Annotated in this window: 23 protein-coding genes and 1 riboswitch; of the genes, 5 read left to right on the top strand and 18 right to left on the bottom strand. The window is 33.1% G+C overall.

The window, feature by feature from the left end; translation table 11 throughout:
• Positions 1 to 149: 149 nt before the first annotated feature.
• The 6 genes from thrS to MY490_RS04945 all read right to left on the bottom strand — a co-directional run bounded on the left by thrS (position 150) and on the right by MY490_RS04945 (position 7,208).
• A complete protein-coding gene (gene thrS, locus MY490_RS04970; RefSeq protein WP_248268240.1) occupies positions 150 to 2,066 on the bottom strand; it encodes a threonine--tRNA ligase in 1,917 nt (638 codons plus the stop codon).
• Between the two features lie 409 nt (positions 2,067 to 2,475).
• Entirely contained in the window at positions 2,476 to 2,949 is a 474-nt protein-coding gene (locus tag MY490_RS04965; RefSeq protein ID WP_248268239.1) for an acyl-CoA thioesterase, read from the bottom strand.
• A gap of 215 nt (positions 2,950 to 3,164) precedes the next feature.
• Positions 3,165 to 3,872, bottom strand: coding sequence for a hypothetical protein (locus tag MY490_RS04960; protein WP_248268238.1), 708 nt, complete (start codon positions 3,870 to 3,872; stop codon positions 3,165 to 3,167).
• A gap of 152 nt (positions 3,873 to 4,024) precedes the next feature.
• Entirely contained in the window at positions 4,025 to 4,786 is a 762-nt protein-coding gene (gene sdhB / locus MY490_RS04955) for a succinate dehydrogenase iron-sulfur subunit (RefSeq protein ID WP_098848600.1), read from the bottom strand.
• A 7-nt stretch (positions 4,787 to 4,793) separates the two neighbouring features.
• Entirely contained in the window at positions 4,794 to 6,560 is a 1,767-nt protein-coding gene (gene sdhA, locus MY490_RS04950; protein WP_248268237.1) for a succinate dehydrogenase flavoprotein subunit, read from the bottom strand.
• Between the two features lie 12 nt (positions 6,561 to 6,572).
• Complete coding sequence (locus tag MY490_RS04945; protein ID WP_097978387.1) at positions 6,573 to 7,208, bottom strand: succinate dehydrogenase cytochrome b558 subunit; 636 nt, start codon at positions 7,206 to 7,208, stop codon at positions 6,573 to 6,575.
• A gap of 302 nt (positions 7,209 to 7,510) precedes the next feature.
• On the opposite strand from MY490_RS04945, the gene MY490_RS04940 reads away from it, so the two are divergent.
• Positions 7,511 to 7,957, top strand: coding sequence for a YslB family protein (locus tag MY490_RS04940; RefSeq protein ID WP_248268236.1), 447 nt, complete (start codon positions 7,511 to 7,513; stop codon positions 7,955 to 7,957).
• Between the two features lie 532 nt (positions 7,958 to 8,489).
• On the opposite strand, the gene MY490_RS04935 is transcribed toward MY490_RS04940, so the two are convergent.
• Both MY490_RS04935 and uvrC read right to left on the bottom strand, forming a co-directional pair.
• On the bottom strand, positions 8,490 to 9,731 hold the full coding sequence (locus MY490_RS04935; protein WP_248268235.1) for an aspartate kinase: 1,242 nt from the start codon (positions 9,729 to 9,731) through the stop codon (positions 8,490 to 8,492).
• A 106-nt stretch (positions 9,732 to 9,837) separates the two neighbouring features.
• A riboswitch (Lysine riboswitch) is annotated at positions 9,838 to 10,013 on the bottom strand.
• A 74-nt stretch (positions 10,014 to 10,087) separates the two neighbouring features.
• Positions 10,088 to 11,863, bottom strand: a complete 1,776-nt coding sequence (uvrC, locus tag MY490_RS04930; RefSeq protein ID WP_248268234.1) for an excinuclease ABC subunit UvrC — start codon at positions 11,861 to 11,863, stop codon at positions 10,088 to 10,090.
• 146 nt (positions 11,864 to 12,009) lie between these two features.
• Between uvrC and MY490_RS04925 the strand changes: the two genes are divergently transcribed.
• Entirely contained in the window at positions 12,010 to 12,441 is a 432-nt protein-coding gene (locus tag MY490_RS04925) for a PepSY domain-containing protein (RefSeq protein WP_248268233.1), read from the top strand.
• A gap of 184 nt (positions 12,442 to 12,625) precedes the next feature.
• Here MY490_RS04925 and MY490_RS04920 read toward each other — a convergent pair.
• From MY490_RS04920 to trxA, 4 genes are all read right to left on the bottom strand, one after another.
• A protein-coding gene (locus MY490_RS04920; protein WP_248268232.1) for an IS3 family transposase occupies positions 12,626 to 13,977 on the bottom strand; the annotation gives its coding sequence in 2 pieces (ribosomal slippage) (positions 12,626 to 13,530 and positions 13,530 to 13,977; 1,353 coding nt in all).
• A 93-nt stretch (positions 13,978 to 14,070) separates the two neighbouring features.
• Positions 14,071 to 15,630, bottom strand: a complete 1,560-nt coding sequence (locus tag MY490_RS04915; RefSeq protein ID WP_248269324.1) for an MDR family MFS transporter — start codon at positions 15,628 to 15,630, stop codon at positions 14,071 to 14,073.
• A gap of 144 nt (positions 15,631 to 15,774) precedes the next feature.
• Positions 15,775 to 16,212, bottom strand: a complete 438-nt coding sequence (locus MY490_RS04910; protein ID WP_248268231.1) for a MarR family winged helix-turn-helix transcriptional regulator — start codon at positions 16,210 to 16,212, stop codon at positions 15,775 to 15,777.
• A gap of 236 nt (positions 16,213 to 16,448) precedes the next feature.
• Positions 16,449 to 16,766 (bottom strand): thioredoxin, encoded by a 318-nt coding sequence (trxA, locus tag MY490_RS04905; protein ID WP_056472391.1) that lies wholly within the window; start codon positions 16,764 to 16,766, stop codon positions 16,449 to 16,451.
• Between the two features lie 170 nt (positions 16,767 to 16,936).
• Here trxA and MY490_RS04900 point away from each other — a divergent pair, with 170 nt between their 5' ends.
• The 3 genes from MY490_RS04900 to MY490_RS04890 all read left to right on the top strand — a co-directional run bounded on the left by MY490_RS04900 (position 16,937) and on the right by MY490_RS04890 (position 18,286).
• Positions 16,937 to 17,407, top strand: coding sequence for a GNAT family N-acetyltransferase (locus MY490_RS04900; protein WP_248268230.1), 471 nt, complete (start codon positions 16,937 to 16,939; stop codon positions 17,405 to 17,407).
• A 206-nt stretch (positions 17,408 to 17,613) separates the two neighbouring features.
• The gene (locus MY490_RS04895; protein ID WP_248268229.1) at positions 17,614 to 17,772 is read left to right on the top strand and encodes an FbpB family small basic protein; all 159 of its coding nucleotides are present in this window, start codon (positions 17,614 to 17,616) and stop codon (positions 17,770 to 17,772) included.
• A gap of 274 nt (positions 17,773 to 18,046) precedes the next feature.
• Positions 18,047 to 18,286 (top strand): hypothetical protein, encoded by a 240-nt coding sequence (locus MY490_RS04890; protein WP_248268228.1) that lies wholly within the window; start codon positions 18,047 to 18,049, stop codon positions 18,284 to 18,286.
• Between the two features lie 218 nt (positions 18,287 to 18,504).
• Here MY490_RS04890 and MY490_RS04885 read toward each other — a convergent pair whose 3' ends face one another.
• The 6 genes from MY490_RS04885 to MY490_RS04860 form a co-directional block, all read right to left on the bottom strand.
• The gene (locus MY490_RS04885; RefSeq protein WP_248268227.1) at positions 18,505 to 19,482 is read right to left on the bottom strand and encodes an electron transfer flavoprotein subunit alpha/FixB family protein; all 978 of its coding nucleotides are present in this window, start codon (positions 19,480 to 19,482) and stop codon (positions 18,505 to 18,507) included.
• 66 nt (positions 19,483 to 19,548) lie between these two features.
• Entirely contained in the window at positions 19,549 to 20,322 is a 774-nt protein-coding gene (locus tag MY490_RS04880) for an electron transfer flavoprotein subunit beta/FixA family protein (RefSeq protein ID WP_069034559.1), read from the bottom strand.
• 56 nt (positions 20,323 to 20,378) lie between these two features.
• Positions 20,379 to 21,149 (bottom strand): enoyl-CoA hydratase, encoded by a 771-nt coding sequence (locus MY490_RS04875; protein WP_248268226.1) that lies wholly within the window; start codon positions 21,147 to 21,149, stop codon positions 20,379 to 20,381.
• Between the two features lie 37 nt (positions 21,150 to 21,186).
• Positions 21,187 to 21,774, bottom strand: a complete 588-nt coding sequence (locus tag MY490_RS04870; protein ID WP_056472373.1) for a fatty acid metabolism transcriptional regulator FadR — start codon at positions 21,772 to 21,774, stop codon at positions 21,187 to 21,189.
• 268 nt (positions 21,775 to 22,042) lie between these two features.
• Positions 22,043 to 23,749, bottom strand: coding sequence for an AMP-binding protein (locus MY490_RS04865; protein WP_248268225.1), 1,707 nt, complete (start codon positions 23,747 to 23,749; stop codon positions 22,043 to 22,045).
• 126 nt (positions 23,750 to 23,875) lie between these two features.
• Positions 23,876 to 24,685: a sugar nucleotide-binding protein gene (locus tag MY490_RS04860; protein ID WP_248268224.1), complete on the bottom strand. Its 810-nt coding sequence runs from the start codon at positions 24,683 to 24,685 to the stop codon at positions 23,876 to 23,878.
• Positions 24,686 to 24,749 lie beyond the last annotated feature (64 nt).

The raw sequence follows: 24,749 nt of genomic DNA, 5'->3' as shown, positions 1-24,749 counted from the left end.
TAAAAAAATGTTTATGAAGTATGTTTTTGCAAATTTCGTCATATTTCCCAGAAAATAAAGTCAATCAGTTCTACTAGAAAACAATCATTTTTAATTATATCGGTTAAATAAAAAAATCCTCTATAATAAAAAATAGAGGATTTTTAAAATTAAAATAGAACTTTTTCTAATTTTTGTTGTTTAATCATTTCTAAGAAGCTATCGAATGGTTGAGTACCAATGTCACCTTCGCCACGTTTACGAATAGCTACAGTATTATTTTCAACCTCTTGATCACCAACTACTAACATATAAGGTAATTTTTGAAGTTGTGCTTCACGGATCTTATATCCAATTTTTTCGCCACGTAAATCAGCTTCAACACGGATTCCTGCAGCTTTTAATTGATCAGCAAGTTTTTGAGCATAATCATTGTGAACACTTGAAATTGGTAATACAGCTACTTGAACTGGTGCTAACCATAATGGGAATGCTCCAGCAAAATGTTCAGTTAAGATTCCTAAGAAACGATCAATTGAACCATAAATTGCACGGTGGATAACAACTGGACGTTCTTTTTGGTTATCTTCATTAACATAAGTTAAATCAAATTTCTCAGGCATTTGGAAATCTAATTGAATTGTAGCACATTGCCAGCTACGTTTTAATGCATCTTGAATATGGAAATCGATTTTCGGACCATAGAATGCGCCATCGCCTGGGTTTAATTTAAAGTCTAAGTTCTCAGATTTTAGAACATTCTCTAAAGCCTGCTCTGCTGAGTTCCATAACTCTTCTGAACCCATTGAATCTTCTGGACGAGTTGATAATTCTACTTTATAAGTGAATCCGAATACGCCGTAAATTTCTTTAATTAAGTTAATTACTTCAATAATTTCGCCTTCAATTTGGTCTGGACGACAGAAGATATGTGCATCATCTTGAGTAAAAGTACGAACACGCATCATACCATTTAAGGCACCAGAATATTCATGACGGTGAACTTGACCATTTTCACACATACGAACCGGTAGATCACGGTATGAATGTAATTTATTTTTATAAACTAACATATGACCTGGGCAGTTCATCGGTTTTAATGCGAATTTTGTTTCATCAACCTCAGTAAAGTACATGTTTTCATGGTAGTGATGCCAGTGACCTGATTGCTCCCATAATCTTTGATTCATAATGAATGGTGTACGAACTTCTTTGTAATCTTTTGAAGTTTGTAATCCGCGCTCATATTGTTCTAATTCATTACGGATAATTGTACCTTTTGGTAAGAAGAATGGCATACCAGGTGCTTCTTCAGAGAACATGAATAATTCAAGTTCTTTACCTAATTTACGGTGATCACGTTTTTTAGCTTCTTCTAATAAGAATAAATGCTCTTCTAATTCCTTCTTACTTGGGAAAGCCGTACCATAAACACGTTGAAGCATTTTATTATTCGCATCGCCTCTCCAATAAGCTCCAGCAACTGATAATAATTTAATCGCTTTTACACGGCCAGTTGTAGGAACATGTGGTCCACGGCAAAGGTCAACGAATTCACCTTGAGTATACATTGAAATAACTGCATCTTCTGGTAAATCACGGATTAATTCTAGTTTAAACTCATCGTCTAATTCAGTGAAGAATTTAATTGCCTCTTCACGACTAACTTCTGAACGAGTAATCGGTAAGTTTTCTTTAATAATTTTTTCCATTTCTTTTTCAATTTTAGGTAGGTCTTCTACTTTAATTGAAACTGGAAGATCAATATCATAATAGAAACCGTCAGCAGTTACTGGTCCAACCCCAAATGCAGCTTTTTCGCCTTTATAAAGACGTTTTACTGCTTGAGCTAAAATATGCGCTGAACTATGTCGCATCATTTCTAATCCATCTTGATCATCTTGCGTAATTATTTGAACTTCACAATCTTCAGTAATAGGTGTATTTAAATCCACTAATTTACCATTAATTTTTCCACCAAGCGCTTTTTTCTTTAAGCTAATGGAGATTGAACCCGCGAAATCTTCAACTGTTGTATTTTGTTCCACCTCGCGAATTGATCCATCTGGTAATTTAATTGAAATCATTTAAGTTCACTCCTTTTTCAAATTAATTTTGACAATAAAAAAAGAGCACACTCGTAGGGACGAATGTGCTCGTGGTTCCACCCTAATTTAATGTACACAAAAAATAAGTATACAAAATCTCAACGTTTTAACGGTCTACACCGATAGTAGTTACTTGTAAAAAAATTTACGTTCCCCACTATAGCTACAAGGTGGTAAGTCATTCAACGTATAGAGAATTCTCACACCAAATGAATTCCTCTCTTACTATCGTCTTGAACGCTCGTGTCCTTGATCTTTGCTTTTCCTTATTCGTATAAAAGTATTATATAGAATGTCATTGAATTCTTCAAGTACTCATCTTAAGATAAATTTAATTGTTTTATCATTCTATTCAATCTTTATTCAGTATGTTACAACATTACTTGTTTTAAACACTAACTACTGAATTCTTTATTTCATTTAATAATTTTTCTTTCCATCCTTTTTTCCATTGTTCACTTCGCCCTGTATGACGATTTATATTTACTAAGGAATTTCGTCCGGTAAAGCAAATTTCACATTGAGGATTAATCCCCATATAGTGTATGTCGATTGATGAATTTCCTACTTTTGCAATTTTTACGTACACATCGATTATTTCATTAAAAAATACTTGTCGTAAGTAATCACATTGTAAATCGGCAACAACTGGAATAAATTCACTATGATTTGTCGTCCATTCTTGCATAAGTCCTATAGATTTTAAATACTCAATTCGAGCTTCTTCAAAATAAACGAATGGAACTGTATTATTCATATGTCCAAACATATCCGTTTCACTAAATCGAACTTTAATCGTAATCTTAAATGAAAACTCAGATTGCCACTCCTGTATATTAGATACATAATTCATTTTCCCCATCGAAATTGCCCCCTTATTATCTATATTATATCATTAATTTCATTAAAGAATGAATATTCATTCAGTTTCAAAGGGGACAGGGTAAGGAAATAAGGTACTTATAGTAAAAGGCGTCATTAGAGAATTGTTTAATATCTTCTCTATTAGCTTTTTATCTACTGCTCTCCATTTCTTTAACCTAACCCTGTTTAGTGATTAAAAATCATCTTTAACATTCAATAATTTTGATGAATATAATTTCCATGTTTAAATGTGATTCTTTTGAAATGATTATTTCGCATCCAAGCATCTACACGTTTTTCAAAAAGCTCTCCCCCATATATTGGGTACCTTTCAGATATAGGATTTTTTTCATTATATATCTTATTTTTAAAATCATTTGTCCTAATTAAGTAACATTGATCTGAAAATCCATAACCAATATAAAAGTTTTCATCTTCATCTATTGATTCTTGTTTTGCCTCAAAATTATTTCCATTCCATACTGGGTTTGCTACTTTAATTCTTTCATCATCTTGAAGTTTTAATATTGATAAATCAATCCAACTAAAAGGCTTTTCTAAAATGGAATCACTTGAAAAATGAAGTAAGTACTCTGTAGTGCAAAGATAAATACTAACAAGTTCTGAGATTGAATAGTAATAACCACCTTTGAAGCTTTCCTTAGTAACTTCAAAATAATTAAGGGCTTCCTTTGAATATTCTTCAACTATGACATATGACGATAAAACATCCCTTGCGATTAGTTTATCTGCATGACGACTGACTTCCCTTACATCTTGTACGTTATTAATATATAAAATTCTTTCTTTAAATTGAAATTGATTAAACTCAATCATTTTTTCGATCCGCTCTGTCTTTAAAAGTATTTCCCAATCTTTTTCATAGCATTTCGTCTCAAATGTCACTTCAAACTGTTGCATTTAAGTTAACCTCCGTTCGAAAGGGGTAAGACACCGCATATCCCTTTGCTGCCTTTACTATTGATATGATTTAAAAATGGAGTTTATTAGAACATATATATTTAAAAACGCAAAAAAAAGCATGTTCCGAAAGAACATGCTTTTTTGTTTAATTAAATTTCGTCGCTTCCAAAGAAGTCTTTGAAAGATTGGATTGTAGTTGCACGGTTTAACGCTGCAATTGAAGTTGTTAAAGGAATACCTTTTGGACAAGATTGTACACAGTTTTGTGAGTTACCACAGTTTGATAGTCCACCGTCTCCCATAATTGCATGTAGACGTTCTTCCTTATTCATTTCTCCAGTTGGATGAGCATTAAATAAACGTACTTGTGAAAGCGGTGCAGGCCCAATAAAGTTAGATTTACTATTAACGTTTGGACAAGCTTCTAAACATACACCACAAGTCATACATTTTGATAATTCATAAGCCCATTGACGTTTTCTTTCAGGCATTCTTGGTCCAGGACCTAAGTCATGTGTTCCATCAATTGGAATCCATGCTTTAACGCGTTTTAAAGAATCGAACATACGGCTACGATCAACTTGTAAGTCACGTACTACTGGGAATGTGCTCATTGGCTCAAGACGAATTGGTTGTTCCAATTTGTCAATAAGAGCAGAACATGATTGTCTTGGTTTACCATTGATAATCATAGAACATGCTCCACAAACTTCTTCAAGACAGTTCATGTCCCAAGAAATTGCAGTCGTTTCTTTTCCATTTGAATTTACTGGATTTTTACGAATTTCCATTAACGCCGAGATTACGTTCATATTCGGACGATAAGGGACAGTAAATGTTTCTTCATATGGCGCAGTATTTGGTGAATCTTGACGTTTAACAATTACAGTAATTGTCTTTTCAGCAGTCATTGTTCCATTATGCATTTGCTTTGTCCTCCTTCTTCTTAGAATAATCTCGTTTTCTTGGTTGGATTAATGATGTATCAACATCTTCGTAATAGAATAATGGTGAATTTGATTTCTCATCAAATTTAGCCATTGTAGTTTTTAAGAATTCCTCATCATTACGGTCTGGGAATTCAGGTTTATAGTGAGCTCCACGGCTTTCATTACGGTTATATGCACCTAATGTGATAACACGTGATAAGTGAAGCATGTTTTCAAGCTGACGAGTAAATGAAGCACCTTGGTTACTCCATTTAGCTGTATCATTAATATTAATGTTTTGATAGCGCTCATAAAGCTCTTGAATTTTTTCATCAGTTTTTAATAAACGATCATTGAATCGAACTACTGTAACGTTGTCTGTCATCCACTCTCCAAGCTCTTTATGAAGAAGGTATGCATTTTCTTTACCGTCCATTTTATAAATACGATTCAATTTTTCTTTTTCTTCATTAGCACTTGATTCAAATACAGAAGTTGAAACATCATCTGAAGATTTAGCTAAACCATTTACGTATCTTACAGCATTTGGTCCAGCAACCATTCCACCATAAATAGCAGAAAGTAATGAGTTAGCTCCTAAACGGTTAGCTCCGTGCATTGAGTAATCACACTCACCAGCAGCAAATAAACCAGGAATTGTAGTCATTTGGTCATAGTCAACCCATAATCCACCCATTGAGTAGTGAACTGCTGGGAAAATCTTCATAGGAACTTTTTTCGGATCATCACCTGTGAATTTCTCATAAATCTCGATGATTCCACCAAGTTTTACATCAAGTTCATGTGGATCTTTATGTGACAGATCTAAATAAACCATGTTTTCACCATTGATACCAAGCTTGTGGTCAACACATACAGAGAAAATCTCACGTGTAGCAATATCCCTTGGTACAAGGTTTCCATATGCAGGATATTTCTCTTCTAAGAAATACCATGGTTTTCCATCTTTATAAGTCCAAACTCGTCCACCTTCACCACGAGCACTTTCACTCATTAAACGGTTTTTATCATCTCCAGGAATTGCAGTTGGATGGATTTGAATAAATTCACCATTTGAATAAACAGCACCTTGACGATATACAGCTGCAGCAGCTGAACCAGTGTTGATAATTGAATTTGTAGTTTTACCAAAGATAATACCAGGGCCACCAGATGCCATAATTACAGCATCCGCAGGGAAACTTACGATTTCCATTGATGTTAAGTTTTGTCCAACGATCCCACGACATACTCCTTCATCATCAACAATAACTCTTAAAAATTCCCAACCTTCATACTTTTGAACAAGACCTTCAGATTCGTAACGACGAACTTGCTCATCTAATGCATATAATAATTGTTGCCCAGTCGTAGCACCCGCAAATGCTGTACGGTGATGTTGCGTTCCACCGAAACGACGGAAGTCTAATAGTCCTTCAGGCGTACGGTTGAACATTACACCCATACGGTCCATCATATGAATGATGCCAGGTGCTGCTTCTGCCATTGCCTTTACAGGTGGTTGGTTTGCTAAGAAATCCCCACCATAAATTGTATCATCAAAGTGCTCCCAAGGAGAGTCACCTTCACCTTTTGTATTAACCGCACCATTAATTCCACCTTGAGCACATACTGAATGTGATCGTTTTACGGGAACTAATGAAAATAAATCTACTTTTGTGCCAGCTTCAGCGGCTTTAATTGTTGCCATAAGACCAGCTAAACCGCCACCGACGATAATTATTTTCCCACTCATGACTCTCTCTCCTTACAAATTCGCTAGTTGTGGATCAATGAATGCAAAGATAGCAGTTAATCCAACGAATGATAATACTACGAATATACCTAATGTAACATATGTTGAAATACGTTGTGATCTAGGTGTTACAGTAATTCCCCAAGATACGAAGAATGACCATAATCCATTAGCAAAGTGGAAAATTGTTGAAATTACACCTACTATATAGAAAACTAACATAAATTTTGAAGTGAAAATATCAGCCATCATATTATAATCAACCGTTGCTCCTAGTTGAGCAGCGATACGTGTTTGCCATACGTGCCAAGTAATAAAAATTAAAGTAACTACACCAGAAATACGTTGGAATAAATATAACCAGTTACGTAAGTATCCATAATTTTTAACATTGCTAGTTCCAGTGAACGCAATGTATAGTCCGTAAATTGCATGGTATAAAATTGGTAAGAAAATGACAAAAACTTCTAAAAAATAGCGGAATGGTAAATTCGCCATAAATTCAGCAGCTTTGTTGAACGATGTTGCTCCATTTGTCGCAAAATGATTGACAACTAAGTGCTGTGTTAAAAAGATCCCAACCGGAATAACTCCTAGCAATGAATGAAGTTTTCTAAAGAAAAACTCCCTTCCATTCTTGTTGCTCATGTAAACCCCTGCCCCCTTTAGTTTGTGCACATGAAAAATTTAATTACTCTATTATTCTAAAAAAATAGAATAAATAAGCAATACGCATAAAAAGTCGAAATTTTTATGACATTTATCTACAACTCATTTTACTCCTGATAATATAGGAGGTCAAGAAAACGCGTACATTTTTCTTTACTGAAAAAACTTCTCATTTAGATTGGTAATCCTTGTAATCTACATGTGTCGAATTATTGTTTTTACTATTAAATATTGTATATAATAAAAACATGTTTTTTTAGGAAAGGGAGAGTTATCCGACCATGACGAACGGCATTGAAAATTTAAATATTCCGGGAAATATTTCTGGTTTTGGTTATGAGCTAATACGTAACGATCTATTGAATGATTTATTAGGAAAAGAGCAAAATGATATTTTATATTGGGCGGGTAAAATGATTGCCAGAAAATATCCTTTAGCAACTTTTGAAGAAATTATAGAATTTTTTGAACAAGCTGGTTGGGGTACTCTTACTGTTGAAGAAGAAAAGAAGCAAGAAGTTCATTTAACACTATCTTCTGAATTAATTACATACAGAAATCAACAAAAAAAGAACGTATCATACCAATTAGAAGCTGGATTTCTAGCGATGCAAATTCAACAGCAAATCGATGTTATAGCTGAAACGTATGAAGAGCTTAGCAAAAGAGGCGACAAAGTAAAGTTCCAAGTAAAATGGGATTTAAAGGATCCAATTACTAGAAGATAACATGAAAAACACCACATGGAATTAAGTTCCATTGTGGTGTTTTCTTTTTTTAATGATTTTTTTTTTGAAAATTGAAATATAAGTTCAAATTCAATTTATGATTATTTAACTTCCTTACCCTTTCTCTTTCCTTTCCTTACTTTGATCCTGCCTTCTAATTCCCTCAAGATTCTTGTTTCTTTTAACTCCCTTAATAATCGAATTTAACAAGAATAAACAAATAGAAACAAAAAACAAAATGGCGAGTATTAATAGAACGAACTGTAGTACAATTTCTCCATATCCGTAGGCAAGTATACTATGCCTCATTATTAATACCTCCTTCTTTTATTTACCATTTAGCCGTTCGCCTTACTTATTTTAAATTTACAGAATCTTTATATAATTTATTCGCTTAACGAATAAAAAACCCTTTTAAGCGCTATTTCTATACTATACGGCTCGGTATACCTGAACGTGATGAATATTGATAAAATCAATAATTCAAAGCCTATATAAGAATTTGAACGCCTAAAAGGGTTTATTTTACTATTTAGTTTTCTACTACTACTTCTTCATTAATACGATCTAATTCATACCCTTTATGTAGAGCATGAACTGCTTCTTGTAATTTTGATTTTGGTACAACAGTTGATACTTTAATTTCAGAAGTACTTACCATTTTTACAGGGATTTCACTTTCAGCTAAAAATTTAAACATTTTTGCAGCAACACCTGGGTTTGAAACCATTCCACTGCCTACAATTGAAACTTTAGCAAGTTCACTTTCAAAATCAAATGAGCGGTAACCTAAAAATTCTTTCTTTGATTCTAGAACCGTTATTGCTTCCAACATATTTTCAGATTTGATCGAGAATGAAAGATTTACTAAGTTATCTGAAGTTACGCTTTGGATAATAATATCAACATCAATCCCCTCACTTGCTAATAAAGTAAAGATTTTAGGTAATAAATCTACATGGTTATTTAAACCATTTAACGTCATCCTTGTTACATTAGATTCGAATGCGATTCCTCTTACGACTGATTGTTGTTCCATTTGTGTTTCCTCCCCAATAAATGTACCGATTTCATCATGTTGACTTGAACGAACTTGAATAATTAAATTATAATTTTTTGCGAATTCTACTGCTCTTGGATGTAAAACCGCTGCGCCTAAAGCTGCTAGCTCTAGCATTTCATCATAAGAGACATGGCTTAATTTAGATGCATTTGGTTCAACTCTTGGATCCGTAGTATAAACACCTAATACGTCCGTATAAATATCACAACGTTCTGCCTTTAAAGCTGCTGCCAATGCAACGGCTGTTGTATCTGAACCACCACGGCCTAAAGTCGTAATTTCATTGTTTTCACTTAACCCTTGGAAACCAGCAACAATTACGATATATCCTTCATTAAGTAATTGTTGAATTCGATCAGTTTGAATGGTTTCTATACGCGCATTTCCATGGACAGATTCAGTTTGAATTCCAGCTTGCCAACCAGTTAGTGAAATAGCTTTAAAACCTTTTGCTTGGATTGCCATGGCTAGTAACGAAATTGATACTTGTTCCCCTGTAGTAAGTAACATATCTAATTCACGTTTACTGTTTTGCGGACTAATTTGAGCTGCTAAACTAACTAGTTCGTCTGTATGATGTCCCATCGCAGAGACAACTGTAACTACTTGGTTTCCTTCTTTATATGACTTGGTTACTGTTTCAGCAACATGCTGAATTCGTTCAATTGAGCCTACTGAAGTACCACCGAATTTCTGAACAATAATTCCCATTTTTCTCATCCTCACTTTTTACTTAAAAAAGAATACAAAAAAGCGCGTGAAGCAATGTTCACGCGCCTAATTTACAAATAAAATAAAATAGACCAATCATCAACATCTCTTCAATAGCTCCCCGCATAACTATTATGCGACAGTACTACATTTCTTAAATGCAGTCCCAACAAAATGAATAGTGGATTCATTTCATTTCGGCAAAACTTCCTTTCAACTGTCCATCACAACGCCACACGTCTATGACAGTATACTTTTAAGTTTTGCACCTCTATTACGAGAGAAAATCATTTAATTTTAACTAAAATATAAATTATTTTGAAAATAGTGTCAAGATATAAATTTTGGTAACTATGTTATTCTTTATGGAAATGCTGATAAATTTCTTCTGCAACATTTTTTGGCATTTTAGCTGCTATTAACTCATCGATTGATGCCTCTTTTATTTTTTTGACTGATCCAAAATGTTTAAGAAGAGCTTTCTTTCTTGTTCCACCAACACCCGCTATGCCATCTAAAGCAGATTGAACCATTGATTTACTATGAAGCTGACGATAGAATTCAATCGCAAATCTGTGTACCTCGTCTTGAATTCTTTGTAATAAAAAGAATTCTTGGCTTTGTCTTCCAAGTTGGACAATTTGAGGTGGTTGTCCTATTAATAACTCTGAAGTACGGTGCTTTTCATCTTTAACAAGTCCAGCTGTTGGAATGAATAGGCCTAACTCATTTTGGAGTACATCTTCAACTACAGCTAGATGGCCTTTCCCACCATCCACAATTATTAAATTTGGTAAAGGTAAATTCTCTTTTAGTGCTCTCGAATATCTTCTACGTACTACCTCACGCATTGAATCGTAATCATCAGGTCCTACTACAGTTTTGATTTTATATTTGCGGTAATCTTTTTTTGAAGGTTTTCCGTCTATAAAGACAACCATAGCTGAAACAGGATTTGTTCCTTGAATATTTGAATTATCGAATGCTTCAATTCGATAAGGAGTTTCAATATTTAAACTATCCCCTAGTTTTTCTATTGCTTTAACTGTTCTTTCTTCATCTCGCTCAATTAATTTAAATTTCTCACCGAGTCCAATTTTAGCATTTTTATTTGCTAATACTACAAGTTCCTTTTTTTGGCCTCTTTTTGGTTGGAATACAGGAATTTTTAGTAAATTTTTTAAAATTTCAGTATCAACTTTATCTGGTACAAAAATTTCTTTTGGTTTTATATTGTGTGGTTTTTCATAAAATTGCCCAATAAATGATAGGAATTCTTCTTCTGGTTCATCGTAAATTGGAAAATATGAAACATCTCTTTCAATTAATTTTCCTCTTCGAACAAAGAAAACTTGAACACACATCCATCCCTTATCAACCGCATATCCAAATACATCTCGATCAACTAAATCACTACTCATCATTTTCTGCTTTTCCATAGTCGCTTTAATCGATACAATTTGGTCTCGATACTCTTTCGCTCGCTCGAAATCTAATTGTTCAGATGCAGCAAGCATTTTTGCCTCTAATTCTTTTCGTATTTGGTCTTCCCCACCGTTTAGAAAACGGGCAATTTCATTAACTATTTCTTGATTTTGTTGATCAGTTACTTCTTTTACACAAGGCGCAAGACACTGACCAATATGATAATATAAACAAACTTTATCTGGTAATGAAGAACATTTTCGTAGTGGATATAGACGATCTAATAATTTTTTTGTTTCATTCGCGGCTGTAGCATTAGGGAATGGTCCAAAATATTTTCCTTTATCTTTTTTTACATTTCGCGTAATTAATAAGCGAGGATGTTTTTCAGCAGTTATTTTAATAAAGGGGTATGATTTATCATCCTTCAACATGATGTTATATTTCGGATCATATTTCTTAATTAAATTCATCTCAAGAATTAAAGCTTCCATATTTGAAGAAGTAACAATATATTCAAAATCAGTTATCTCTTGAACTAATCGATATGTCTTACCATCATGGGATCCCGTAAAATAAGATCTAACTCTATTTTTTAAAACTTTAGCTTTTCCCACGTAAATGATCGTGCCTTGAATATCTTTCATCAAATAGCAACCAGGCTGATCTGGTAGTAGCGCTAATTTTTCTTTTAAGTGATTGTCCATTTCCTCTCACCTCTTTCGTGCAACTGTACACTTAATATTATAATCTCCATATTTAAAAACTGAAAATACTTTAATGATATTAAGTAAAAATTAAGTTTTCTATTGTAACTTTAATCCATCAAGAGAAGAAAAGGAGAAATGTTAAGATGAAAAAAGTCAGAGTAGTTCATTTTTGGATAGGTGTAATTGTTTCGGTTTTCCTACTAATCGAATCTACTACAGGAATTATCCTGTATTTCAATAAAGGTGGCGAAGCAAAAGGAAGATTTTCTATGCAAGGTCAGCTTCCATCGGGTGGACAGTTTAATGGAAACCAACAATCTCAAAATAGCGATCAAAATACAGCTCCCAAAAATGGACAAAGTGGTGATAGTGCTCAAACCCCATTTCAAAATTTTGGAAAAAGACCTGAGCAGTCTGCATTTTCAGTAAAAAGCTTACATACCGGCATAATTGGTTTAATTAGTGGTATTGGTCTTTTTATACTTACTGGCACAGGATTAGCTTTATCTTGGATCTTGTGGAATAATAAACGAAAAATGGAAAAAAGAAAAGAAAAAGTATCCATGGCTATTTAACAAAGAGGGTGTCTCTGAAAAGTAAATCTTTTATGGGACCTCTCTTTTTTCTTCAGATTGTAAATAGGCCACCACATTGATTCACAAATTAGAGAACAATTCATAGGTACCGTTCTCAAAATGCTTAAAATAAAAACCATCCAAAATTTGTAGTGACCCCATAAAGTTAGACTGGTTACTTCAATTAGGCAGCCTGTTGGGCATGAACTCGGTATTTTACTGGGCTCATGCCTTTTAATTTTGCCTTAATTCGTTTGTTATTGTAGTAATCTATATATTTAGCTAGTTCTTGTTTAAAGTGTTCGACACTGTTAAATTCTTTAAGATAGAGTAGTTCAGATTTCATGATACTAAAGAAACTTTCAATTACTGCGTTATCGTAACAGTTTCCTTTTCGTGACATACTCTGAGTGATTCCACGTTTAATAAGAGCACTACGATATTTTTTCATTTGATAGTGCCACCCTTGGTCTGAATGAATTAGTAGTGTATCGGAATCTGTTAATCGTTCAAGAGATTGTTCTAACATATTTGATACAAGTGAAAAAGTTGGACGTGAACCAATTGTATAAGCAATTATTTCACCATTATATAAGTCCAACATAGGTGAAAAGTATAGCTTTTCTCCAAATAATTTAAATTCAGTTATATCTGTAACCCATTTCTCATTTGGTTTTTCAGCTTGAAAATTTCGATTTAAAATATTGGGGGCAATCTTACCTACTTCACCTTTGTAAAAGCGATATTTCTTTACCTTCACAAGTGATTTTATCCCTAGTTCTTTCATAGGTCGTTGAACTTTTTTATGATTTACTTTATAACCACGATTCGTAAGCTCGTCTCGAATTTTACGATAGCCATAACGACATTCGTGTTCCTCATAAATTTCTTTTATCAGCACTTTTAACTCTGCATCTGGATCAGGACGTTCTAGATTTTTCATCCAATAATAAAACGTACTACGCGGAAAACTGGCTAACAGTAAAAGTTCTTTTAACGAAAACTCATGCCTTAATTCATAGACAACTTTTACTTTGTCTTGTTTCGTGATTTTTCCTTGTTTTGAACTAAGGCGTTCAACTTTTTTAGATATGCATTTTCCATGCGTAAACGTTCTATTTCAGCTTGAAGTTCTTCAATTGATCCTTCAACGGGTGTAGTTTTCTTTGTTTCTTTTTTCATGGAAAGTCGCCCCTTTTTCTTTGATTCTAGGGCGTCTTGTCCTTGTGTTTCAAATTGAGTCCTCCACTTTCGAATCGTTCTAGGGGAAGGAATATTGAAAATTGCAGCTGCTTCATTCGGTGACGTCCCGTGGTCATTCATATACTTTAATACGTTTAGTTTAAACTGTACCGAATAACTTGTATATGACTTTTTAAGCAAGCCATTAATCCCATTTTCCTTATATTGAGCTACCCAGTTTCTCACTTCAGCATGGGACGTTCCAAATAACTTACCAATAGAACGAAAACTTTCCTTACCTTCTAAATAACGCATAACTACCGCTAATTTATGTTCAGTAGTAAATTTAGTCATAAAAAATGCACCTCCAAATGTTAGTCGTGTCTAACATTTGGGGTGCACTTCATTTCTGGATGGTTTTTACTTTTAGTATTACAGCTTGAGAAATTAAGAAGTCGCAGTTTCTACTTCTACTTGTTCTTGCTCATTACCTTCTTTATTCCCAGCTTTTCTATTCGTTAATTTAATTGGTGTTAGGAAAAATGTTACGATTGCACCAATTATGATGAATCCTAAACCAACAAAGAATACTTGGTGTAATGAATCCATTAATGATGTTTTAATGATCGGTAACATTCCTTCTAAAATTGGCTTAGGAATTAGCTTCTTAGCATCCGCATTAAATAACATTGTAAATACAGATTGAGGAGTTGTATTAATCATGTCTTTAAATTTGTCTACTAATGGTGCAGCTTGAGCTGGTAATTTATTTAAAAATGGAACTAAATCATTGTTTAGAAGTGTTCCTGATTTACTATTCATTACAGCACCTAAAACAGTTGCTCCAAAAGTACCACCGATTGAGCGGAAGAATTGGCTAGAAGATGTTACAATCCCTAATTCCTTCTTATCAAATACTTCTTGAAGAGCTAGTGTAATGGTCGGCATTACTAAACCAATACCTAGCCCCATAACTCCCATAAAGATTGTTGCAATAGTTTTAGTTGAATCCATATCTAAAGTTGTTAATAGATATAAACCTAATGCGATTACGAACATTCCAGTAATGATTTGTGGTTTAATACCAATTTTAAATACAATTTGCCCACCAATAATACTTGCAATAATCATTGTAACCATCATTGGAGTCATGATTGTACCTGATTCTGTTGCACTTACACCAACAATACCTTGCATGAAAAATGGTACGAACATAATTGCACCAAACATCGCAATTGTCATAAAGAATCCAATTAAGTTTAATGTAACGAAAGTTCTATTTTTGAATAAATGCATTGGTAGGATTGGCTCTTTAGCTTTATTTTCTACGATAACGAAGCTAACAATTCCCACTACTGCCAGAACAAAAAGACCAATAATTTGCCAAGAATTCCAATCATATTCAACTCCACCTAAACTTAAAGCAAGGAGTAAGCTTACTACACCGACAATCATAGTTACCATACCAGCAATATCGAAATTGATTGGTCCAGTATTTTTTCTTCCTTTTAAACCTAATGCAATAAAAATAGTTGCGATAATCCCTACTGGAAGGTTAATGTAGAATACCCATTTCCAGTTCAATGAGTCAACAATCCATCCACCAATTTGTGGTCCGATTACTGAAGCTAAACCGTAAATACCACCGAAAACCCCTTGGAATTTCGCACGTTCTTTACCTGTAAATAAATCCCCAATTACAATCATCGCCATCGGCATCATTACACCGCCACCGATACCTTGAATACCACGGTAAATAATTAATTCAGTCATATTATGGGCAATACCACATAATGCTGAAGCTGCCATAAATATAACTAAACCAGCAATATAAACACTTCTACGACCTAATAAGTCAGCTAATTTTCCTGCGATCGGTACTACAGTAGTTGAAGTTAATAAGTATGCTGTTGTAAGCCACGTCATCATACTCAAACCGCCAAGGTCCCCAACTATTTTAGGCATTGCAGTACCAACTATTGTGCCATCTAGTGCAGAGAAAAACATTGCAATTATTAGACCAATTAGCAATAGTTTACGACTGCCATCTTTTTGAACAACTGTATTTGTAGTCAAAATATATTTCTCCCTTCGCTCATATCTTTTTTCTTTTTATAATTACTAATACAAAAAAGTATTTTGTAAAAATTTCTATCTATCTGCTGCAGCATTTGCAAGCTTTTCTGTAATCTTTGCAAATTGTAATAACTCATCATCAGAAAGGTTAAACAAGAAACTTTCAAAAATTTCTTTTCGATCTTTTATCACTGATTCTAATTTTTTAATACCTTCCTCAGTTAACATAATATTTACAACTCTTCGGTCCTTTTTATCATGTTCTCTATATACAAAGTCATTATGTTCAAGTCGATCAATCATAAATGATACAGCACTTGGTTTTACACCCATCATCTCTGCTATTTCAGATATTTTACAGCTTTCTTTTTTTCGTAAGTACATTAAAACAAAAAATTGAGTAGCTGTTACACCATGACTATTCATACTTTCTGTCACTTTTGGTTGCATTTTATGAATAGTGCTTTGAAGTGCAATCTGAATCCGTTCAATGTACTCATTTTTGTTACCCAAGAAATTTAACCTCCTTTAAAAATTAATCCAAATAAATATTTAATGTCTGTTAAATATTAATGCTTATTAAATATAAAACGTGACAAAAAAATAGTCAATCTTATTTACATTAGAAATTTTTAACATTACTCTAATTAATAAAATTGCTAATTCTAATGAAAAATTGTTTTTATAGTTAAAAATACCAAAAAAAAGAAATGCACTCATATTATGAGTGCATTTCTTACAAATTATAATTAACCAATATGTGGAGTAATTAATTCTTCTAAAGCTTCTTTAGGTTTGAAACCTAAAGTTTTTTCAACTACTTCACCGTCTTTAAGAACGAATAATGATGGAATGCTCATAACTTCAAATTTAGCTGCTGTTTCTTGGTTTTCATCAACATCAACTTTAACAATTTTAACTTTTTCTCCGTATTCAGAAGCTAATTCTTCTAATACAGGAGCAATCATTTTACAAGGACCACACCAAGTTGCCCAAAAATCAACTAATACTACACCTTCTTTTGTTTCTTCTGCAAACGTTGCGTTTGTTGCATTAACAATTGCCATTTATTTTTCCTCCTACCTGCGCAAGCTACATAAGTAAATTATGTAGATTGACATAATTTGTTATAATTTTAAAGAAAGTATACCATATGAGAATTAGCATTTTCTATTTATTTGCTCAAACTTACTATTTCCAAACAAATAGTTGATATACTAATGAAAGGACTAAAAAAGTGATAACATTTGAAAGAATTACAACAGAATTAATTGAAGTAATTGAAGAAATCACAAATTCAAATCAAAATTACAATTTAATGGAGAATGGTCGTTTAACACGAACAAAAGAAGAACTAATGAAGGAATATTTTTTTTCCTCACATCAAACGGAAACTTATTTTATTAAATTAGATGATACTTATATAGGATTAATTGATTTTTTAGCGCTAAATCCTAATGATGGTTTCCCATGGCTAGGTCTTTTAATGATCCATCATGATTACCATGGTTATGGATTTGGAACAAACGCATTTATATTATTTGAAGAACTACTTATAAAAAGAAATATTCACGGTTTACGATTAGGTGTGTTAATTAATAACCAAAAAGCAAAATCTTTTTGGAAATCTCAGGGTTTTAAATATAGAGAAAATAAAACGAATGCAGATGGTATGGAAGTAGAGGTTTATGAAAAGATTTATTCATAATATATTTCATATTTAAATTTACTTTATTGTTGTCTGCTTCATGAGACGTCAAGATTATCGGTCTAGGTCATGAGTACCGATTCAATCCGCTACTTTTGTCACAAATTCGTAAAATCTTACTCGAATTATTGTCAGATTTTTATGTTAATATATTTTTGAATATAATAATAATATTCAAAAAATTTAACACGATAGGAGTGGCATTTATGAGAAAATCTTTACGTAAATCGTTTAATCAATTAGTTCATGAGAATAAACAATCTTTATTACGAAACAAAGAAGAAATCGAAAAAATTGAAAGAAAAATTGAAAAGCGCCACGATTTATTATCTGAAAAAAACAAACTAAACAAAGCTATATCTTAAGTTTTAAGTAATCCTATAGAGGGATTACTTTTTTTGTGTTATTCTAAAAAGATTTAATCCTTTCCCTTGAAACTACCTTATTTTTTAGTTCCTCCATATAGGCAAACATCAGGTGTAAAAAATCACTTCTTTCTTATCTATACAGGGCAACGGTCTTCACAAAAATTCTATATATATAAGTGGCAATAATGATTGATTCAACTAAAATAGGCGAACTCTTATAATAATAAGACGTACTATATAGTACATTAGTCTAGAAATTGGAGGTAAAGGTATGCATCATCCATTTTGGTATTCCCATCCGCATCATCCCCAACATCCTATGAGAAACGGTGTTCAAGGTCATGTGCAAACTGATCATCAATCAATCATGCAAATGTTCATGAATCTTGAAAATCAAATTACAAACCTTGTAAAAGCAATCGAAGCAAATAATGAATTACTTAGACAACTTGAACAAAAACAAAATCAAGTCGTAACAAGTGGCGGTGGATCAGTCATTGTTAGGATGTAAGGACAATGGCTTATAAACGAATAGAAAAACTATAAAGGAGGTGTCACAAAAGTTAAAGTACTTTTGAACCCTTCTTTTTTATTTTTTTCATAACGTACACTTGAAAAACACAAAAAACCCACAAGATATTAAGTGAAGTGCACCCCAAATGTTAGACACAGACTAACTTTATAGGTCACTACATAAGCTCTTGTGGGCTATCATTAATAGCTTCTATATTAAGAGTTAACTAATACAGCTTTAAATTCTTCTGTTAATAAAGGTAATACTTCGAATAAGTCACCAACGATTCCATAGTCAGCTACTTTGAAGATATTAGCTTCTGGATCTTTGTTAATTGCAACGATTACTTTAGAGTTTGACATACCAGCTAAATGTTGAATAGCTCCTGAAATACCACATGCAATATATAAATCAGGTGTTACAACTTTACCAGTTTGACCAATTTGTAAAGAGTAGTCACAATAGTTAGCATCACATGCACCACGAGATGCACCTACAGCAGCACCAAGTACTGAAGCTAATTCTTTTAATGGATTAAAGCCTTCTTCACTCTTAACTCCACGTCCTCCAGCAACGACAACTTTCGCTTCAGAAAGGTCTACACCTTCACTCGCTTTACGCACCACATCTTTAACGATTGAACGCAAGTCTTTAATTTCAACTGAAAGAGTTGCTACATCACCAGTGCGAGTAGCATCTTTTTCTAATGCTGAAATGTTATTTGGACGGATTGTCGCAAAAATAAATGGATCCACCATAACTTTTTTCTCGAATGCTTTTCCTGAGTAAATCGGACGAGTGAAAACAATATTTCCACCAGCTACTTCGATTGCTGTAACATCCGAAATAAGACCACTTTGCATACGAGCAGCAAGTTTAGGAGATAAATCCTTACCTAAAGCTGTGTGACCGATTACTAGACCTTCTGGTTTTTCTTGGTCAATAACTGCTAAAAGTGCTTGAGAATATCCATCAGAAGTATATGATGCTAATTTTTCATCTTCAACAACGATTGCACGATCTGCACCGTATTGAATCATTTCAGTAGCTAATGCACTAACTGATTTACCTACTAATACAGCAACTACTTCTCCGCCCTCAGCAACTGTTTTAGCCGTACTTACTGCCTCAAATGAAACATTTCGTAGTAATCCTTCACGAACTTCGCCTAATACTAATACTTTACGTGACATGTTATTTCCCTCCAAAATTTTCTATTACAATATTAATCTATTATTCTGTTCTACTATTCAATAAAATTAGATTACTTTTGCTTCAGAACGTAGTAACGAAACTAATTCTTTTACTTGATCCTTTAATTCACCAGTTAAAACTTTGCCTGCTTCTTTCTTCGCAGGTAGGTAAATTTCAATTGTTTTCGTTTTTGCTTGAACTTCATCTTCTTCTAAATCTAGATCATCTAATTCTAATTCATCTAAAGGTTTTTTCTTAGCTTTCATAATACCAGGTAAAGATGGATATCTTGGTTCATTTAAGCCTTGTTGAGCAGTGATTAATAATGGTAAAGATGTTTCGATGATTTCTGTATCACCCTCTACATCACGTTCGATTGTAGCTGTCGTACCATTAATGTCAATTTTAGTAATTGTTGTCACGTAAGGAATATTTAATAATTCAGCAACTCGTGGACCTACTTGACCAGTACCTCCATCAATTGCAACATTACCTGCTAAAATAATTGAAGGATCTTTATCTTCTAAGTATTTAGCAATAAGTTTAGAAGTTGTATATTGGTCAGCATTTGTAACGTCATCTTCAACGTTAATTAACACCGCTTTATCAGCACCCATAGCTAGTGCTGTACGAAGTTCTTTTTCACTATCCTCGTTACCAATTGTTATGACAGTTACTTCGCCACCATGAGCGTCACGAATTTGAATCGCTTCTTCAACTGCATACTCATCGTATGGATTTATAATAAATTCAGCGCCATCCTCTTGGATTGCACCATTTGAAATTGTAATTTTCTCTTCAGTGTCAAATGTTCTTTTTAATAGTACATAAATGTTCATTGTTATACCCTCCCAGGAAATGTAACTACATCTATTTTTTTAAAATATTAAACTACTTATTTATTAAACACTGGTTTTCTTTTTTCTAAAAATGCCGAAATACCCTCTTTTGCATTTTCAGTTGTAAAAATTTCTCCAAATAATTTAGACTCTTCTTCCACCGCTTCATGATATGAAGTAGTTCTTGTAGAAGATAGTAGTTGTAGAATATATTGAATTGATTGCATACTTTTATTAGCAATTTTAGCTGCTAATGCATTTGCTTCATCTAATAAAGTTTCTTCAGGGACTACAATTGTAGCTAATCCAATTTTCCCAGCTTCAACACCAGAAATTGGTTCAGAAGTTGCAAGCATAACTAACGCTTTATCTTTACCTACATAACGTGGTAATCGTTGTGTCCCAGCAAACCCAGGAATAATTCCTAAGTTTAATTCAGGTAAACCAAGTTTTGCGTTTTCTGCAACAACTCGAATATGACAGCTCATTGCAAATTCTAGTCCCCCACCTAATGCAGCACCGTGAATTGCTGCGATGATCGGCTTAGAATAATTTTCAACACGATCAAAAACTAGTTGACCTCTTCTTGCAACAGCTGCTGCATCTTCAGCATTTTTGAAAGAAGTAAATTCTTTAATATCTGCACCTGCAGAGAAAAATCTACCTTCTCCATGAACAACTAAAACGCTTACATCATTGTTATTTTCTAATTCATCTAAACGCTTAACTAAATCAGCAAATACAACCGAAGACATTGCATTTGCTGGTGGATTTTGAATTGTTAATAATGCAATACCATCGGATATGTTACATTGAATTAAACTCACAACTATTCCTCCCTATTTTTCAAAATGTACTAGAACGTTAATTTTGGTACCCGCATCCTCTTATTAATAGTTGGTGAACTTTATCGGCTTTGGACTCTAAATCTTGTTTTTGACCGGTCATTACCCAATGGGTCATCACTTCATCAATCGTGCCGAAGATCATTTGTCTAGCTGTACGAATATCCAATTGTTTGTCGAACAAACCACTATTGATTCCTTCATTTAAAATTGAATCAATGATATGTAGATACTCTTTTAGTACCTCATTTATTCTTAATCTCAGGTCAATATTAGTTTGTCTCACTTCCAATTGCATAACGATTGCTAAATGCGAATCTTTAGACATTTCATAAAAGTGAGTTTTTACCAACATTAATAATTTCGATATCGCATCCGGTTTACCTTCAATTTTTTCACGAATTTTTTCAGTAAAATTTCCCATCTTCTCTTCAAACAGTGAAATTAAGATAGATTCTTTATTTTTAAAATACAAATAGATTGTTCCGTCAGCTACACCAGCCTGTTTTGCAATTTTAGAAACCTGCGCCTGATGGTAGCCATTTTCAGCAATTACAACAACTGCAGCATCAATTATTTGTTTATATTTTGGCTTATCTCTTTTCATTTTTTATTAACCCCTTCTTACAGTGAATGAATAATCATTCATATTCTCATAATACAAATTTATCAGAAAATTGTCAATTGTCCTGTAATATTTTCTTGTATAAAGTTTCTTTACATAAGTTTTTTATCTTCTATTTAATCTTTGTACTTTCATTTAATTTTATCAGGCTTCTTTTCTAATCAGTCTTTAAATTTTATTTTAGCATAGTATTTTTATAACAGTGCGTAAAATAAAGAGGGATGCTTATGTGATCATCCCCCATATATTATTATATTAAATTTTCATCTGAATCCTCAGGTTTCGTATTTTTTTGTTTTTCTTCTTCTAGTAATGTTCTTCTTAGGATTTTACCAATCATTGTTTTTGGTAATTCATTCCTAAATTCATAAACTCTCGGAACTTTATAGGCTGCTAAATATTTCCGACAAAAATCATCTAATTCAGCCTCAGTCACCGATTTTCCTTCTTTTAATACAATGTAAGCTTTAACTGTTTCTCCACGATATGCATCAGGAATACCAACTATAACTGCTTCTTTAATAGCCTCGTGTTCATATAATACTTCCTCAATATCTCTAGGATAAACGTTAAATCCTCCTGCATTAATCATATCTTTCTTACGGTCAACGATATAAAAGAAGCCTTCTTCATCCATATAGCCTAAATCACCTGTATATAACCAGCCATTTTTTAACGTCGTAGCGGTTTCCTCTGGTCGATTCCAATATCCCTTCATTACTTGTGGTCCTGAAACGATTAATTCCCCAATTTCACGATAAGGTAACTCTTCGTCAGTTTCTAGAGATACTATTTTAGCATCTGTACTTGGCCAAGGAACTCCAATGCTACCCGTTACTCGCTTATCCCACAGGAAATTACTATGTGTAACTGGAGAAGCTTCTGATAAACCATAGCCCTCTACTAATTTTCCACCTGTCACCTTTTCAAATTGATCTTGAACTTCAACAGGTAATGCTGCAGATCCACTTAAACAAGCATGAATACATGATATATCGTTATTCTTTAAATCCGGATGATTTAATAATGCAATATACATTGTTGGTGCACCTGGAAACAATGTAGGTCGATATTTATTGATCGCCTCAAGCATTTGGGTTGCATCAAATCTGGGTACAATAATCATTTCATACGCACACATAATTGATAAATTCATACATGTCGTCATCCCATAAACATGAAAAAATGGTAAGACAGTCAAAATCTTTTCTTGGCCCTTCTTACTTTTATATAACCATTTCTCTGCCATTAACGTATTTGATGTTAAATTTTTATGTGTAAGCATGACACCTTTTGGAAATCCAGTAGTTCCTCCAGTATATTGAAGGATTGCTACATCTTCTACACTACTGCTTGATAGATCCTGTTCAATCGGTGCAGATATTTGCATTATAAAACTAAATTGATGGATCGAGTGATCATTAGGAATCTCTGGTGCCTTTGGCTGCTTTGAATAAGGATATAACAGCTTTTTAAAAAATGGTAAATAGTCTTTAATCCCAGTAACAAAAATATGTTGTAGATTAGTAGATTTTTTTACTTCGTACACTCTATTAATTAATAAATCTAAACAAATAATAGCTGTTGCACCACTATCATTCATTTGATATTCAAGTTCACGCTCTGTATATAGCGGATTTGTTTGGACGATAATTGCTTCTGCAAAAAGAATCCCATAATAAGCAATCACTGCTTGAGGGCAATTAGGAAGCATAATAGCAACTCGATCGCCTTTTTTAATTCCTAAATTCCTTAAGAAATTGGCGAATCTTAAAGATTGAATATAAATTTCATTAAAGGTCATCGATTTTCCAAGGAAATTAAGCGCTTTCTTAGTTGGATATTTTGAAGCTGTTTGCTTTAAATATGTTGGTAATAAATCGAACTGTTCGTCTAATGTAGCTGGTATTTGCTCTGGATACTGACTCACCCAAGGCCTTGATCTTGGTTCCTCCATACCATTCACCACCAGTATTTTAAAAGTATGTTCATACTAAAATTAGTATATGTTACAAATTTCAGCTATACAATCAAAATATTAAGAATATTTAATCACTAGTGGATTTTGAATTTGTTTTGGAATTTAATGGACTAATTGATCAATTACTTCATCGCTATCATAGTAAAAATTGGGTGACAGATCGGTGCGATTAGTCAATAATCCAAAATTGTATTCATCAAAGTTTTCTAAAGTGAGAGATTTGACTTTCCCCTCATTGGATAATCTTTTTACAAGTTTAATAATAAATGAGTATTGCGAGTCAATAGTAGTTGTTGCTAGGTGAAATATACCTTTTAAATCATTTTCAATAATTTGTCTTACTTGCTTAGCAATTCCTGTATCAATTGCATGATTTAAAAAAATATTATCATATGCATCAATTTCTTGATCCATTTCTATTTTAGCTTTTATTTCATTTAATCTTGGTGATTGTTTTCCCCAAACCATTGGCAGTCTTAATACGATCCCATTATCGCCAATCTCATTCTGAATTAATTTCTCACATCTTATTTTAAATTGTCCATAATCTGATTCGGCAACAGGAAGATCGTTTTCAGCGTGATGCTTTGAAACTTCTCCATCAAAAACATTTGTTGTAGAACAAAATAAAAATTTCGTTGAAGTTGATTTTACTTTTTCTACTATTCTAGCATGCGCCTCAAATTGAACATTAAAATCACCACGTAAACAAGAAACAATTACATCTGGGCAAATACGGTCAATCCAAGTCAATATTTTCCCTGAATCATTAATATCCCATTGTAATTGATGATCATTTTTCAAATCTAATTTTGTTTGATTAAACGTTCCAAAAACGTCACAATCAGGAGAAAATTCTTTTATTAAAGCCTTCCCAACTAGCCCACTAGCACCTAAAATTAATAATTTCATTGTCTCTCTCCTTTTTACAAAATATTTAATAAACTTGTGATATATTGAATGTACCATAATAAAC

The sequence above is a fragment of the Gottfriedia acidiceleris genome (assembly GCF_023115465.1).
Classification (GTDB): Bacteria; Bacillota; Bacilli; order Bacillales; family Bacillaceae_G; genus Gottfriedia; species Gottfriedia acidiceleris_B.
The sequence above is the reverse complement of the archived record's forward strand: the minus strand, read 5'-3'. Positions and strand labels throughout refer to the sequence as shown.

Coding starts and splice junctions, on each gene's coding strand:
- trxA (WP_056472391.1), bottom strand. CDS start 16,766: ATGGCAATTGTTAATGCAACAAACGCAACGTTTGCAGAAGAAACAAAA.
- MY490_RS04870 (WP_056472373.1), bottom strand. CDS start 21,774: ATGAAAAGAGATAAGCCAAAATATAAACAAATAATTGATGCTGCAGTT.
- MY490_RS04925 (WP_248268233.1), top strand. CDS start 12,010: ATGAAAAAAGTCAGAGTAGTTCATTTTTGGATAGGTGTAATTGTTTCG.
- MY490_RS04915 (WP_248269324.1), bottom strand. CDS start 15,630: ATGTTTTTCTCTGCACTAGATGGCACAATAGTTGGTACTGCAATGCCT.
- MY490_RS04880 (WP_069034559.1), bottom strand. CDS start 20,322: ATGAACATTTATGTACTATTAAAAAGAACATTTGACACTGAAGAGAAA.
- MY490_RS04935 (WP_248268235.1), bottom strand. CDS start 9,731: ATGGGAATTATTGTTCAGAAATTCGGTGGTACTTCAGTAGGCTCAATT.
- sdhA (WP_248268237.1), bottom strand. CDS start 6,560: ATGAGTGGGAAAATAATTATCGTCGGTGGCGGTTTAGCTGGTCTTATG.
- MY490_RS04890 (WP_248268228.1), top strand. CDS start 18,047: ATGCATCATCCATTTTGGTATTCCCATCCGCATCATCCCCAACATCCT.
- sdhB (WP_098848600.1), bottom strand. CDS start 4,786: ATGACTGCTGAAAAGACAATTACTGTAATTGTTAAACGTCAAGATTCA.
- uvrC (WP_248268234.1), bottom strand. CDS start 11,863: ATGGACAATCACTTAAAAGAAAAATTAGCGCTACTACCAGATCAGCCT.
- MY490_RS04945 (WP_097978387.1), bottom strand. CDS start 7,208: ATGAGCAACAAGAATGGAAGGGAGTTTTTCTTTAGAAAACTTCATTCA.
- MY490_RS04865 (WP_248268225.1), bottom strand. CDS start 23,749: ATGGAGGAACCAAGATCAAGGCCTTGGGTGAGTCAGTATCCAGAGCAA.
- MY490_RS04965 (WP_248268239.1), bottom strand. CDS start 2,949: ATGGGGAAAATGAATTATGTATCTAATATACAGGAGTGGCAATCTGAG.
- MY490_RS04860 (WP_248268224.1), bottom strand. CDS start 24,685: ATGAAATTATTAATTTTAGGTGCTAGTGGGCTAGTTGGGAAGGCTTTA.
- MY490_RS04940 (WP_248268236.1), top strand. CDS start 7,511: ATGACGAACGGCATTGAAAATTTAAATATTCCGGGAAATATTTCTGGT.
- thrS (WP_248268240.1), bottom strand. CDS start 2,066: ATGATTTCAATTAAATTACCAGATGGATCAATTCGCGAGGTGGAACAA.
- MY490_RS04885 (WP_248268227.1), bottom strand. CDS start 19,482: ATGTCACGTAAAGTATTAGTATTAGGCGAAGTTCGTGAAGGATTACTA.
- MY490_RS04960 (WP_248268238.1), bottom strand. CDS start 3,872: ATGCAACAGTTTGAAGTGACATTTGAGACGAAATGCTATGAAAAAGAT.
- MY490_RS04895 (WP_248268229.1), top strand. CDS start 17,614: ATGAGAAAATCTTTACGTAAATCGTTTAATCAATTAGTTCATGAGAAT.